The following is a 13,072-nucleotide window of genomic DNA, read 5'->3' as shown; positions in this document are numbered from 1 at the left end:
CTGAGGACACTGGTCGGGGCGCCCCGTCCTCGGGCGGCCCCGCTGTGTATCAGCTGATCGCTACGGTGACGCCGTGGTCTTTCCAGCCATTGTGACCATAGCCACGCTCGTTGTCGGTCCGGCCTTCCGGCTGGCTGTTGCCTTCAACGTCCGTCGCCCGGCTGACAATACGATGTTCGCCGGCCTGCAGGTCCGCTGCCAGGACAAAAGGTCGCCAGGCGTAGGGGCCAAGGTCCGGCCCCAGGAACCGGGCCTGCTTCCAGGTTTTACCGCCATCAACCGAAACATCCACTTTTGCGAGCGCCACTGTGCCGCCAAAGGCGACGCCGTAGATCATGTTCCGGCCACTGCTGCCGGTTTCCAGAGGCGCGGTCACCCAGGATTTGACGTTCATCTCCCACATCGAGGGTTGGTCCGGGGCGCCTTTCACCCCCACATCCCGGATGCGGTAACCCGAGGCCTGAATCTTGGCATCGGTCTGATTCCCAGTGAAGGCAATGTTCTTCACATACTTGACGTTGTTAACGCCGTAGTAGCCCGGTACCACCATGCGCAGGGGGCCGCCATGGGTATTGCTGAGAGGCTCGTCGTTCATTTCCCACGCCAGTATCGCCGTTTCCAGTGCTTTGGTGGGTACTGAGCGCTCCACCACGACCGTTTTGGGGTCAAGTCCGTCCGGTAGGGATTCGCCACCCGTGCTGGTAATGTACTTTGCACCCTCTACGGCTCCGCCAAGGGCTTCCACAACATCTTTCAGGGGAACGCCCGTCCACATAACGCAACCGGCAGCACCAACCGACCACTGGGTACCACTCGCACCATGCGGGAAAAAGGCTCGGCCGTTTCCGGAGCACTGGAGCACGGAGGCAGTGGTGGTGACGCCCATCTTTTTCAGTTCCCCCACGGTGAGGGTTCGGGGATTTTTGACGCCTTCGATTTGAACCTCCCAGACATCCGGGTTTTCGGTTACTGACTCCGAAGGTGCGGGCAGGTTGTTGCGAACGAACAGGCGATCACTGGGTGTGATGACACCGATGCCGATTGCACCTCTTTCGGTCTCCATGGTGTTGGCGCTATGCACGATCAGGGCATTGCGCTCTTTCCAGGCGGCGTAATCGGGCAATGATTTGGGCTCCTCGCCTTTCGCGAGCGGTATGAAACCCAGTAGGCTCACTGCGGCCATGGCCCCGGCGCTGCCAAGCAGAAGGCTTCTACGGGTGGGGTTTTCGAGACCAGGGTCATTCCGGCCTCGCTGAAGTGCTGCTTCCGCTTGCATGTTCCGTCTCCTTGCCTGCCTTTTTGTTTGAAGGTGTGGCCTGCGCTGATTGGTTACAGGTTATAACTATATAAGTTATAGGTGCTGGTTAAATAATGAGCAATGTTCCCAGCGAAAACGGGAGCAGATTTAATCTTTGAATCCTATGCTGTACAAACGCTGAATGCTGGCAAGTAAGGCAAGTTGCGGAAAACAGGGACAGATTTATTTTGTGCACACTGTTTTCAGGCGTTATCAGCCCATTTCGAAAAATATCTATCAACTAAGAGCTATCAAACACCCATGACGAGAAAGACATTAGGTTTAACCCGGAAACCCATTAAAGACGCCAAACCAGTGGCTGAGGAAGCCGAAGCTATGGTTGGGGTTGAGGGTGAGAGGGAGGCAGATCCACAAAAACGTTTTTTAAACGGTGTGGCTATCAATCCAGCGCCGGGGATTCGTTTGGAGTCAGGTTCAGAAAAACTCACGGTGCGTGCGATGGATTTGATCACGCCGATTGGAATGGGGCAGCGAGGCTTGATCGTTGCACCGCCGGGGTCTGGAAAATCGACGATCTTGAAAGATATTTGCCAGGCGGTGGGGAAGGCGTATCCCGAGATTAAACTTTATGCGTTATTGATAGATGAGCGACCCGAAGAGGTCACTGATTTCAGGCGTAGCGTCCCGGCTGAGGTACACGCCTCTTCTTCGGATGAAAGCTATGCCCATCACGCTCGCGTTGCCGATGAGCTTCTTGATACCGCTCGCCAGCAAGCCGGCGAGGGTCACGATGTGATGATTGTGATTGATTCCCTTACCAGGCTTGCGCGTGTGCACAATGCCCAGCAAAAGAGCGGCGGCCGTACTATGTCTGGCGGGGTTGATTCTCGCGCAATGGAGATCCCGCGGAGGTTGTTTGGCTCTGCACGAAACCTTGAGAATGGCGGATCGCTTACCATTTTGGCAACCGTTCTGGTTGATACCGGCAGCCGTATGGACCAGGTTATATTTGAGGAATTCAAGGGCACGGGGAACATGGAGCTGGTTTTATCAAGAGACGTTGCGAATCAGCGAATCTTCCCCGCGCTGGACATTTCGAAAAGCAGTACACGCCGTGAAGAGCTGCTGTTAGATCCGAAATATTTACACAAAATAAGAGCGTTGCGCCGGGCGCTCAGCGGTCTCAAACCGCTGGAGGGCACGAGAAAGCTGGTTGAGCTGCTTGAGCAGTACCCCACAAATTTCGAGCTTCTGGACAGCATTCCCGGAGCGCCCATCGATTGATACTGACGCCTACCTGCTGGCTTGTTGTCGCTATGTGGAACTCAATTCTGTTAAGGCGAGGATGGTGGATAAACCTGAGTTGTATGAATGGTCAAGCTTTTCTGCGCGGGAGGTAATGGATTGTTAGAAGGCTGGCATTGGTGTACCTAATTAGGTACATTTGGTTTGCGCCAAGGAAGGGGGTTTATGACAAGGAAAACGGTTAACGTCGTATTATGTGAGAGCACGAAAATGACACAGCATAAGCACGTTGGCAGCTCTCTCGATGATCTGCTTGAATCCGACGGCACACTTGAACAGGCAGAAGCTGAGGCGCTGAAGCGGGTAATTGTCTGGCAGATTCAGCAAGCGATGGGGTACACAGGCGTAAACAAGTCCCAGCTTGCCCAGAAAATGCATACCAGTCGTACGGTGGTTAACCGCCTGCTTGATGAGAAGGATACCGGTGTAACGATCACCACGCTTGTGAAGGCGGGGCGCGCATTGGGGATGAGATGGACTCTGGAGTCCGATGGGGATAATGGCTCTCCTCGGGCTGCCTGAATAGAGCCTTGAGTATTACGGTATCTTTGTTCAGCATTACCGCGTTGGGCACCAGTGACGGCGCCCCCTGAAAAAATGGATGGTTCTTCAAGGACAGAAGGAGCAAAGGAATGAGCAAGAAAGTTGTGCTGTTGGGTGACATAGGAACAGACCACCAGGGGTTCCCGCCCACTCCGGTAACTGCCGGTTCCCCCAATGTGCTGATTGATGGCAAGCCTGTTGCCCGTGTTGGCGACCCTCTCGCACCACACTCCAAACCCAAGCATCCCCCTCATCCGCGAGCTATCGCCGCAGGTTCGGCAACCGTGCTGATCAATGGTATTCCTGCCGCCGTGACTGGTGGTGCGCTTTCCTGCGGCGGCGTCACCATCGGTAGTGGCAGCGTGGTTATTGGTGATACATATACGCCCACCCAGTTTTCCGGCATTTCACCGGCCCCATCAAAGCCAGCTTCGCAGGCGGAAGCTTCTTATGCTCGCAGTGTTGATGGTGGAGCTACAGAATCCTTGTCGTCCCCACAGTCTCCAATCTCAAATGTGATGGCGCGGGGCGATAGCAGTATGGTTGCAGTGGGCCCGATTGTGTCTGGTTTGTCTGATAAGGGTTCAAAGGGTCAAACGGAGGAAACTACTGTGGAACCAGGCTATCACGTGGTTCAGAGCCCAATGAGCAAGACTGCCCTGTTGGCTGCGCTCTATGGTGATGCTTCCGCGAAGCCTGATAGTTTTGACCGTTTGAATCCGGGCCTTGGCGATAAGGTGCTGCCTGGTGAGATGATTGTGCTGGGCGACCCGGAGGGCATGGCGTGCACCCGGGAAGAAGCGGACCTGATGGAGGTGGCGGCACAGGTAAATGCCCAGGTACGGTCGCTGGATCAGGACGAGGCGCAGTTTATCGTCAAGTATTACGATTTACTGGAAGCCATCACCTCAACGGGTTCTGCGGGTATGGGTGCTGGCGCAGTAATGGTGTCAAAGCAGATTGGCAGCATTGAGAAGGCCTTAAAGAACATCGAGCGCCTTCATCAGGACAGTTACCGGAAGCACGGGCATCTCAACCATCCGGAGTTTTTCGAGAAGCGGCGGGCACTTTTCAAAGAGCTGGATTTTTCTCTGGGAAGCGTGGCACGCCAAGGTATGTCACTGGATGATGCGAAGCTGAAGCGTGCCCTCGGGTTGTCGTCTAAGAGTATTGTGCATAGTTGGAAGACCGCCGGGGTCGGTGGCATACCAGGGTACGCTACGCACTACGAGCGGCTGGCAACGGGGGCCGAGTATGCCCGAAACGTAGGTTATCTGGGGATCACCCTCGATGCATCTATGTCTGCGTTAAAAATCCATGAGGCATGCACCTCTGGAAGTGATAAAGAGTGTCAGGTCGTTGCTTACAGTGAGGGAGGTAAGTTCACGGGTTCTCTTGCTGGGGGCGCTGTTGGGGCAACAGCCGCAGCGGCGACCTGCACAGTCTTCGCGATCACCACCGCAGGCATTGGGGGTGTGGCTTGCGCCGTCATCGCTGGGGGGCTCGGCGCAGCAGCAGGAGGCTATGGAGGCGGAGTAGGTGGTGAGGGCATTGGGCAAAAGCTGAGGGAGGCTATTCATGAATGAGGAGCAGCTGACGGCATTAGCGGCTATTGCAGGAGCTATTTCTCTTGGCGTAGGTGTAATTCTCATGCTTTTGATGGTCACGTTTTTCTTCCGAAAAACCGAGGAAGTCGAGAGACGGATCGCAACGCCAGGTAAGTATTTGGATGATATGCGTATAGTCTGGGGCAATGGTCCGATCGGACGATGGATGCGGGTGTCATATGTGTACGTGTTCTTAGTATTTCGGAACCTCCCGCGAATAGGTACCCGTATCGAATCCAGAATGGGTGACGAGCACGAACCTTTACCTCTGTCGTTGAAGCTTTGGGTGGTTGTGCCTTTCACCGTGTATGCAGTTCTTATGTTTCTGTTTTTTTTCTCGGGTTGGTATCTCGGAGCGTTTGACTAGTCACCCGGGTGGCGGAAGCTGAGCAGGCTTCTTTCGTGAGAGAGGAACCCCCGCATTGTACAAAGCTCACGGAGGAGCGACGTGCTTATCAACTTTTTCCTGGGCCACAAAAAGGCACTCACTCTCGGCGGAGTGGTCCTGGCCATCGTCCTGATGTCATTCCCGATGATCTATCGTACCTGGGCTTTCGGTTCTGATGCTTGGGGACTTACAGTTATTGCGCTTCTCGATCCCGAAGAAATGCCGTGGAGCCCTTTCGACCCCGATAGCCTGGCGCTCAGGCCTGCGGCGGCGTACTGGCTTCTGACGCATTCGGACTGGCCGTATGAGCGATGTGGTAAAGCAATGACCGCAATGAGCGGCTGTTCGCAACCTCTGATCAATTTCGTGGGCGCATCGTTAGATACACACGATGCTGACTCGATCATGAGGCAGCGTGGCTACGCGTTGCTTCGACATTTCGCGGAAAGGGGAGAGCCGGTCAACCGCTATTACAACGGGTTGGCACCGGTGCATGAGGCAGTACTGTATGCCGATATTGATTATCTCCGCGCATTAGTGCAGCTGGGGGCGGACCCGAACCTACTGATTGATAGCCCAGAAAAGGACTTCCACGGGTTTGACGCATTGGAGTTCGCATCGTTTTTGGAGTCCCGGAACAAAGAAATTTTTCAGGATGTTCGGAAAGAGCTCGAAGCTTTGTAGGCGGCTGCTCTGTGAGGGATAACTGGAACAGATCTGTTTTCTTGGGCTCGCAGGCAAGCTCGGGGAATAACCGGGACACCCATCTGAGAAATAGACCTATTCAGGTTTTGTTCACTGAGTCGTCGAGTACTTCTGAATTGCTCCTGCTAAGCTGATCAATGCTATCGTTTGATCAAAAGGAGCAGGGCAGGGTGCGAAGAATGTTAACGGTCTTTTTTCCTTCTGGTTGGCGGCTGGGCGTCCCTGCCTCGCGAGCAAGGCGGCTTGTTGTATCGATGGCCATTTTGCTCTCTTTGGTATTTCCTGCTGCCGGGCGCGAGCTCTTGTTAATAGGCCCACCCTGGCCCCCCTATCTGGACGATACTGACTCTCAAAAAGGCTTTGCCACCGAGATTGTGAAAACGGCCCTGAAAGCGTCAGGCTATGACAATATTACGGTACGACTCCAGCCTTGGCGACGGGTCGTGTGGAGCGCCCGCAGCCAGGCCGCAGACGGCTTGATCGGCGTATGGCATACAAAGGATCGTGAAGCACTGGTAGCATTCAGCCAGCCCTACTTTCTCTCTCCGATAGTCGCTCTTTTACCTGCCGGAACCGATCTGGTCCCCCGGCACTTCAACGATCTTGCCGGGCTCAGGATTGCTTATCGGGAGGGTGCGCGCTTTGGGGCCGACTTTGATCAGGCCGATACCCTGAATAAACTGCCTGTCGACACAACTTCAAACGTCGTTCAAATGGTCGCCTGGGGCCGGGTCGATGCGGGCATTGAAGACAAGCTGGTCGTCAAGGCGATTATCGAGGCCAACCCCACCGTGAAGAGTAAGGTTCGTTTGTCAGCCCCGCTGCTCACGCAGCCCCTGTACTTCGGCGTGGTAAAAGGCAAACCCTACAGCGAAGAACTGCTGGAAGACTTCAATCGGGGACTCAATATAATCCGGCTCAATGGAGAGTATGGGCAAATTCTGCGGGCTTATGGCCTGAGTGACGCTATGGCACCCTCGCAGGTTCCGGAGCGGCAGCCTTAGCTTCGACCTGCACAGTTTTCGCGAACACTAGTGCAGGCATTCCCGATGATCTATCGCACCTGGGCTTTTGGTTCTGATGTCTGGGGGGGCACAGTTATTGCGCTTCTCGATCCCGAAGAAATGCCGTGGAGCCCTGTCGACCCCGAGGCGACGGGGCTACGCGTTGCTTCGACATTTCACGGAAAGGGGAGAGCCGGTCAACGGCTATTACAACGGGTTGGCACCGGTGCATGAGGTAATACTGTATGCCGATATTGATTATCTCCGCGCATTAATGCAGCTGGGGCGGATCCGAACCTGCCGATTGATAGCCCGGAAAAGGACTTCCACGGCTTTGACGCATTTGAGTTCGCAGCGTTTTTGGAGTCCTGGAGTCGAATCCTGAGCGTCATCTTATGTGGCCTGCTCACCACTGATCAGATCTGACTAACGTAACGGAAATACAACAGATTTTTCAAAAACAGTGCGGTAGAAAGAACGCAATACCATCAGGAAATTACCCAGCACCTACACGAGAGCACAGTTATGGAATGGAATCCCTTGAGCCGTCCAAGCATGGCCGCAATTGTTTTCATCGTCCTGATCGCCACTGGTTGCAGCGACGAACCCGCAGCAACTGAGGTCTCCGCGCCCGCACCTGAGCCCACCCCACAAGCCGTAAGCTCAGCGGCGCCTGCCCGCAGTGACCAGCCCGTGGCTGGCCGGATCCGAGACAGTCAGTTCACCATGGAACAAGCGATTCTCAATGGTGGGACACTAGTGCTTCGCCAAGGCTCGGAATTCTTTGCCGACCTTGCGGCGGAAATTGTGATCTTCGATGAGAATCCGGCCGGCAAAACATTTTCAGTGCCTGTGGAAGGCGCTGGCACTACTCCGCACCTGCGACTCAAGAAAATGCTGGAAGGCGAGAGCGTACCTGACCAGCAGACCCTGATGAGCGACTACCAGGTAGTGCTTGCGTTTGGTGAGTCCGAAACGCTGGGTGTTCCGTTCACCGTTGAGCTGACTGCGGCAAAAAGCCAGACAGAACTGTATGGTTCAGGCTTTGCCACGTTCGGAGATATTAAGGTGGTGGACGGCGAACTGGACCGTCACTACCAAAGCTTGGACACACTCCGATTATTGGCGAGGCAGTACGCTGCGGAAAACTATCCTGATTTCACGGTCGGCACGGCGTTTGGCACTACCCTCTACACCAACGGAACGGCCAACCCGGCAACCGCATTTGTAGGTCTTGAGGGAGGGGCGTCTAATGACCAAACCACAACACTTAAGTTTCAATTCCGCATGGGGCCAAATGGCTGGGAGATTGCCAACGAACTTGCTGCGAATCAGATCCATCCGGCTCATCCGGTACTAACAAGCCTGGAGGGTAATCCCCGTACCGTTGAAGGTGCCAAAGCTGAGCATATTGCAGGGCAGCGTTTCGAAAGCTATCTGCAACAGCAATTGCTGATTGACGGTACTCGCGGCACATCTCTTCGATGCTACCTGACTGAGTCCGCCGACAAGGCAAGCTGCAGAGCCGCTGCCAATATAGAAACCGGTGATGGCAGCGACTGCCAGAGGCAGAACTACCTTCTCTCTAACCAGGGTTCTGAGTGGGTGTACGAGTCGGACTTGTTGCCAGCACAGAGCGTGGATTACAAGTCCGGGAAGGTGGTCGAGGGGCGGGGCCCGTCCAAGTATAGCTGCAGCGCCTGAGAGCACTCGGCCTGGGTTGCCGCTCATGCACATCGTGCAGTAGTGCTCACGGTCCTCGTGTTTGGTGTATTTTCTGTTTAACTCATCTAACCTTTGGAAAGGATTCTACGCTCCAAAAAGCAAGGAGGAGCTAATGGCCAGACAGACCAGGCCGAACGCCTTTGCCCTGTTGGGTTTACTCGGATTTTCCGGTTTTCTTGTGGCTGGCGAGTGCGAGATGGACGAAACCGATCGGGCTTTGCTGGACCGCGTCAACGAAGCGCGCAGTCAACCCAGACAATGTGGCGACGAGCACTTTGACGCAGCCGAACCGCTGGCGTGGAACTGCAAACTCGAGGAGGCTGCCCTGGCCCATTCAGAGGATATGGTAGGGCAGGAATTCTTCAGCCATACCGGCCCTGAAGGTGTCCAGATGGGCGAGCGGGTGCTAGGCAGCGGTTACAGCTGGTCGGCGGTTGGCGAAAATATCGCAGGGGGTCAGAACTCCGTTGATGCCGTCGTGGATGGTTGGCTCTCGAGCCCGGGACATTGCGCGAATATCATGAGTACAAAATTCACCGAAATGGGCGCGGCAAAGGCCGAGGAGCGGGGCTCCCGGTATTCCCCTTCGTGGACCCAAATTTTTGGGCGACCGTCGCCTTAAGCCATTTCGAGAGACTTACCACTGCGGCGACCACACTTCCCCGTGTTGCATCACCCGGAAGGCCGATTCACTGATGCCCTGGCGCTCAAGCGCCAGCCGCAGTCGGCGGGGCGGCTCGTCCATGGGCTCATCCGGAGCCAGCTACACCAGAGGGACATGTTGGTGTCGGTAGCGGTTCGTCCACTGAAGTGCTGGGCTGGCCACCTCAATGGGTAGTAGCAAGATCGATAACGCAGCGAAAAGCTGTGTATATTTATTTGCGCGCATAAGAGATTGCACATAGCTGAAATCACTTTTAAGGATTTCCCATGCCCTACGATTTATCGGATACCCTGGTGGTCGGCATCTCGGCGACGGCGTTGTTCGATCTGAGCGAAGCGGATTCCGTATTTCGTGATAAGTTCGAGTCCAATCGCGAAGAGGCTATTGAAGATTACCGTGAATATATGGCGGCCCGTGAGTCCGATGGTCTCCAGCCGGGCACGGGCTTTTATCTGGTGAAGGCCCTGCTTTCCCTGAACCAGTTTCAGTCCGGCGACAGAGCCCCACTCGTGGAAGTCGTGGTGATGTCCCGCAACAGCCCGGAAACTGGGGTGCGGGTGTTTCATAACATTCGCGAGTACGGCCTGGATATCACACGCTCCGCGTTCACCGGTGGTGAGTCTGTGGTGGACTATCTGGACGCTTACGATGTGGATCTGTTCCTGACCACCAACACCAAAGATGCGCAGCGCGTGATTGATAGCGATAGCTGCGCCGTCGCGCTGGTGAAAGAGCCACCCGCCAATATGGAAACCATTCCCGATGGCCAGGTGCGAATTGCCTTTGATGGCGATGCGGTGCTGTTCAGCGACGAGAGTGAAATCGTGTTCAAGGCAGAGGGCCTGAAAGGGTTTCACACCGTAGAGGATAAGGAACAGGACAACCCCCTGAGTGACGGGCCATACGCAACGCTGCTTCGGAAGTTGTCGCGTTTACAGGATCGGCTTCCTCACAAGGTCGACTTCTCACCGGTACGTGTGGCCATCATTACCGCAAGAAATAGCCCGGCTGAGATGCGGGTCATCAAAACCCAGCGGCATTGGGGGGTGTATGTGGATGAGATCTTTTTCCTGGGCGGGTTGGATAAATCGAAAATCATCAGGGCGTTCAAGGCGCACATCTTCTTTGATGATCAGGATGTGCATCTGGAGCCTGCTGCCCGATACACACCTGCGGGGAAGGTGCCTTACAGGTCCGGATCTCTGCTCAAGGATTCTGAGAAAAGTTCAGCAAGCAGCAAGTGAGAATGCCGGTCAGAAGACTGTTTCGAGCAGTCTCGAGATGGGCACTAATTGAAGCTGCGCCCCAGATCAATAATCTCACATAGCGCATCCAGCCCATCCGTCAGCGCTGCCGGCCCCGGTTGAAGAATCAGCGGTGACCTGATCTCATACAGGTGGTTGTTGGCCACGGCTGGAATATCGCCCCAACCCGGGCGTTCGGCTACTTGCTCCGAGCGGAATTTACGCCCGCACCAGGAGCCGATGATGATGTCTGGTTGCCGCTCGATTACGTCTCCGGGATTTTCGATAATGCGCTCCCGGGCGCCGGGCTCGGCTGCCCGTTCCGGGAAGATATCCTCACCACCGGCAATGCCAATCAGCTCGGACACCCAGCCTATGCCAGTGATCATCGGGTCGCCCCATTCCTCAAAGTAGACCCGGGGGCGGTTCGGACTCGCTCTTTCCGCTCTTATTCGTTCAACCCTGTCGGAAAGCGCCTGAGCGTAGGCGTCGGTTCGGTCAGACAGGCCCAGCATGCCGCCGAGGGTTCGGATCATGGAAAGGATGCCCGGCACCGTGCGCTGATTGAAAATGTGCACGGCTACGCCGCTGCGCACCAGTTCCGCTGCGATATCGGCCTGCATGTCAGAGAACCCCACCACCAGGTCTGGTTTCAGTTCCAGAATTTTCCCAATTTTGGCGGAGGTGAAGGCTGAGACCTTGGGCTTTTCCTTTCTGGCTCGCTCGGGCCGGATGGTGAACCCGGATATGCCGACAATGCGGTCCTCTGCGCCGATGGCGTAGAGGGTCTCTGTGGCTTCTTCGGTAAGGCAGACAATTCGCTGGGGATAATTCATCGGTGGCTCATCAGGGCCTGCTTGACCTCGGTACTCCGGCCCTGCCGTACAAGACCGTGCACATACACCTGTGCGCAGAAGGGGGTCAGGCCCCCGTGCATTTGGTAGCATAATGACACGGAGTCGGACCCCAGGAAAGTCAGTGAATGACCGAAGGAGAAACGCAATATGAGCACCGCTTCAGCGGCCTATCCAATCGGCACGCCCGGCATTCCCTGGGGCAACGCGGAACATGCTGAGTGGCTGTCGCGGCAGAGCCGTCAGCGCAGTTACGAGTCCGACGTGTTTAGCGTGGTCGAGCGGCTGCGTTCGCGCTTTGATGTGCAGGAGTACGGCCGCCTGGAATACGGCCCCGACATTTATCCGCTGATGGCGATCCGCAGCCGGGACTGGCGCGCCGATAGGCCGGTGGTGCTGATAACAGGCGGGGTCCATGGATATGAAACAAGCGGGGTGCATGGTGCTCTGCAGTTCGTTGAACAACATGCATCGGATTATGCTGATCGTGTAAACCTGTTGGTCGCGCCGTGCGTCAGCCCCTGGGCTTACGAACGCATCCATCGCTGGAACGCGAACGCGGTGGATCCCAACCGCTCGTTTCGTGATGAGGGCCAGGCGGGGGAGTCAGTGGCGCTCATGCAGCTGGTTGCGTCGATTGATGAGCCAATACTGCTGCACATCGACCTGCACGAGACCACCGATACCGACGAAACCGAGTTTCGCCCGGCGCTTGCTGCCCGTGATGGCAAACCGTTTGAGCCGGGTAACATTCCGGATGGCTTCTACCTGGTGGATGACACCGAGAGCCCGCAGCCTGAATTCCAGCAGGCATTGATCAGGGCGGTGGAAAAGATCACCCACATCGCGCCGGCGGATGATAACGGCGAGATCTTCGGCTCACTGGTGGCCGACCGGGGTGTTATTCAGTACCCGCTGGCGCAGCTTGGCCTTTGCGCCGGCATGACCAACGCCCGCTACAGAACCACCACCGAGGTATACCCGGACAGCGACCGCGTGACCGCTGAGCAATGCAATGCCGCGCAAGTTGCAGCAGTGTGTGCGGCGATCGACTATGCGCTGTCATTAGGAAAACCGGGGTCGCTCTAGTATATTGGGCCGCAGGACGCGGGTGTAGCTCAATGGCAGAGCAGAAGCTTCCCAAGCTTACGACGAGGGTTCGATTCCCTTCACCCGCTCCATCTGCCCGCAGCCGGGATAGGTCTTGTATTTCTGTTTTTGGATAACCTGGACCTCTTTTCTGGAGTCATTGAGGAATTAAGAGGGCGTAAGCATGCAAATCGGAGTGATCGCAGACACCCACAGCAAAATGCGTCCCGAAGCTCTGGAGGTTTTGAAAGGCTCGGATCTGATCCTTCATGCCGGTGATGTAGGGCGGGACGAGGTTCTGGATGCGCTGGAGGCGATCGCCCCCGTGGTTGCGATCCGTGGCAATATCGACAAAACTGGCCGCGCAGCGACTCTTCCCGATGTTCAGGTGCTGGAATTCCTCGGCCACGCTTTCTACATGCTTCACGACGTCAAAACCCTCGACATCGATCCGCAAGGCCGTTACCGCGTGGTGATCGCCGGCCATTCCCACAAACCCCGTAATGAGTGGATTGGTGATGTGCTTTATTTCAACCCAGGTGGCGCCGGGCCCCGGCGTTTTACTCTGCCTATCACGGTAGGGCAGCTGCAGGTGAGCGAAGACGATGTGGTTGGTGAGATTATTGATCTCAGGTGTCGGCAGACGGCTAGCCCAGCCGCGGGCTAGCCCGCGGCTTTTATCACCG

General features: G+C 55.9%; 13 protein-coding genes, 1 tRNA gene and 1 pseudogene. 13 read left to right on the top strand and 2 right to left on the bottom strand.

The window, feature by feature from the left end; all coding sequences use genetic code 11:
* Positions 1–49: 49 nt before the first annotated feature.
* Positions 50–1,276, bottom strand: coding sequence for a SorT family sulfite dehydrogenase catalytic subunit (gene sorT, locus FO268_RS02770; RefSeq protein WP_150989277.1), 1,227 nt, complete (start codon positions 1,274–1,276; stop codon positions 50–52).
* Positions 1,277–1,558: 282 nt separating this feature from the next.
* On the opposite strand from sorT, the gene rho reads away from it, so the two are divergent.
* From rho to FO268_RS02710, 10 genes and pseudogenes are all read left to right on the top strand, one after another.
* The gene (gene rho / locus FO268_RS02765) at positions 1,559–2,542 is read left to right on the top strand and encodes a transcription termination factor Rho (RefSeq protein WP_150989274.1); all 984 of its coding nucleotides are present in this window, start codon (positions 1,559–1,561) and stop codon (positions 2,540–2,542) included.
* A 1-nt stretch (position 2,543) separates the two neighbouring features.
* Positions 2,544–2,651 (top strand): annotated as a pseudogene (locus FO268_RS23195) (transposase); the annotation flags it as partial.
* 122 nt (positions 2,652–2,773) lie between these two features.
* Positions 2,774–3,085, top strand: coding sequence for a helix-turn-helix domain-containing protein (locus FO268_RS02755; RefSeq protein WP_150989271.1), 312 nt, complete (start codon positions 2,774–2,776; stop codon positions 3,083–3,085).
* Between the two features lie 110 nt (positions 3,086–3,195).
* Positions 3,196–4,692, top strand: a complete 1,497-nt coding sequence (locus FO268_RS02750) for a type VI secretion system PAAR protein (protein WP_150989269.1) — start codon at positions 3,196–3,198, stop codon at positions 4,690–4,692.
* On the top strand, positions 4,685–5,080 hold the full coding sequence (locus FO268_RS02745) for a hypothetical protein (RefSeq protein ID WP_150989266.1): 396 nt from the start codon (positions 4,685–4,687) through the stop codon (positions 5,078–5,080). The genes FO268_RS02750 and FO268_RS02745 overlap by 8 nt, the downstream gene beginning before the upstream one ends.
* 81 nt (positions 5,081–5,161) lie before the next feature.
* Complete coding sequence (locus FO268_RS02740) at positions 5,162–5,785, top strand: ankyrin repeat domain-containing protein (RefSeq protein ID WP_150989263.1); 624 nt, start codon at positions 5,162–5,164, stop codon at positions 5,783–5,785.
* A 275-nt stretch (positions 5,786–6,060) separates the two neighbouring features.
* A complete protein-coding gene (locus FO268_RS02735) occupies positions 6,061–6,810 on the top strand; it encodes a substrate-binding periplasmic protein (RefSeq protein ID WP_225316484.1) in 750 nt (249 codons plus the stop codon).
* Positions 6,811–7,365: 555 nt separating this feature from the next.
* Positions 7,366–8,514: a hypothetical protein gene (locus tag FO268_RS02725; protein WP_150989257.1), complete on the top strand. Its 1,149-nt coding sequence runs from the start codon at positions 7,366–7,368 to the stop codon at positions 8,512–8,514.
* A 133-nt stretch (positions 8,515–8,647) separates the two neighbouring features.
* Positions 8,648–9,157 carry a CAP domain-containing protein gene (locus FO268_RS02720; protein WP_150989254.1) on the top strand — a complete coding sequence of 170 codons (510 nt, stop codon included), beginning with the start codon at positions 8,648–8,650 and terminating at the stop codon, positions 9,155–9,157.
* 308 nt (positions 9,158–9,465) lie between these two features.
* A complete protein-coding gene (locus FO268_RS02710; RefSeq protein ID WP_150989250.1) occupies positions 9,466–10,443 on the top strand; it encodes a 5'-nucleotidase in 978 nt (325 codons plus the stop codon).
* A gap of 44 nt (positions 10,444–10,487) precedes the next feature.
* Here the strand turns inward: FO268_RS02710 and FO268_RS02705 are convergent, their stop codons facing one another.
* On the bottom strand, positions 10,488–11,279 hold the full coding sequence (locus tag FO268_RS02705; RefSeq protein ID WP_150989247.1) for a cobalamin-binding protein: 792 nt from the start codon (positions 11,277–11,279) through the stop codon (positions 10,488–10,490).
* Between the two features lie 168 nt (positions 11,280–11,447).
* On the opposite strand from FO268_RS02705, the gene FO268_RS02695 reads away from it, so the two are divergent.
* The 3 genes from FO268_RS02695 (at position 11,448) to FO268_RS02685 (ending at position 13,053) form a co-directional block, all read left to right on the top strand.
* Complete coding sequence (locus FO268_RS02695; protein WP_150989244.1) at positions 11,448–12,386, top strand: M14 family metallopeptidase; 939 nt, start codon at positions 11,448–11,450, stop codon at positions 12,384–12,386.
* An 18-nt stretch (positions 12,387–12,404) separates the two neighbouring features.
* Positions 12,405–12,478 (top strand) — tRNA-Gly (locus tag FO268_RS02690).
* Positions 12,479–12,570: 92 nt separating this feature from the next.
* The gene (locus FO268_RS02685) at positions 12,571–13,053 is read left to right on the top strand and encodes a metallophosphoesterase family protein (protein WP_150989241.1); all 483 of its coding nucleotides are present in this window, start codon (positions 12,571–12,573) and stop codon (positions 13,051–13,053) included.
* The last annotated feature ends 19 nt before the right edge of the window (positions 13,054–13,072 follow it).

It is taken from the genome of Marinobacter denitrificans (genome assembly GCF_008795955.1).
GTDB lineage: Bacteria > Pseudomonadota > Gammaproteobacteria > Pseudomonadales > Oleiphilaceae > Marinobacter > Marinobacter denitrificans.
The sequence above is the reverse complement of the archived record's forward strand: the minus strand, read 5'-3'. Positions and strand labels throughout refer to the sequence as shown.

Coding starts and splice junctions, on each gene's coding strand:
- FO268_RS02705 (WP_150989247.1), bottom strand. CDS start 11,279: ATGAATTATCCCCAGCGAATTGTCTGCCTTACCGAAGAAGCCACAGAG.
- FO268_RS02720 (WP_150989254.1), top strand. CDS start 8,648: ATGGCCAGACAGACCAGGCCGAACGCCTTTGCCCTGTTGGGTTTACTC.
- FO268_RS02710 (WP_150989250.1), top strand. CDS start 9,466: ATGCCCTACGATTTATCGGATACCCTGGTGGTCGGCATCTCGGCGACG.
- FO268_RS02750 (WP_150989269.1), top strand. CDS start 3,196: ATGAGCAAGAAAGTTGTGCTGTTGGGTGACATAGGAACAGACCACCAG.
- FO268_RS02745 (WP_150989266.1), top strand. CDS start 4,685: ATGAATGAGGAGCAGCTGACGGCATTAGCGGCTATTGCAGGAGCTATT.
- rho (WP_150989274.1), top strand. CDS start 1,559: ATGACGAGAAAGACATTAGGTTTAACCCGGAAACCCATTAAAGACGCC.
- FO268_RS02695 (WP_150989244.1), top strand. CDS start 11,448: ATGAGCACCGCTTCAGCGGCCTATCCAATCGGCACGCCCGGCATTCCC.
- FO268_RS02755 (WP_150989271.1), top strand. CDS start 2,774: ATGACACAGCATAAGCACGTTGGCAGCTCTCTCGATGATCTGCTTGAA.
- FO268_RS02735 (WP_225316484.1), top strand. CDS start 6,061: ATGGCCATTTTGCTCTCTTTGGTATTTCCTGCTGCCGGGCGCGAGCTC.
- sorT (WP_150989277.1), bottom strand. CDS start 1,276: ATGCAAGCGGAAGCAGCACTTCAGCGAGGCCGGAATGACCCTGGTCTC.
- FO268_RS02685 (WP_150989241.1), top strand. CDS start 12,571: ATGCAAATCGGAGTGATCGCAGACACCCACAGCAAAATGCGTCCCGAA.
- FO268_RS02725 (WP_150989257.1), top strand. CDS start 7,366: ATGGCCGCAATTGTTTTCATCGTCCTGATCGCCACTGGTTGCAGCGAC.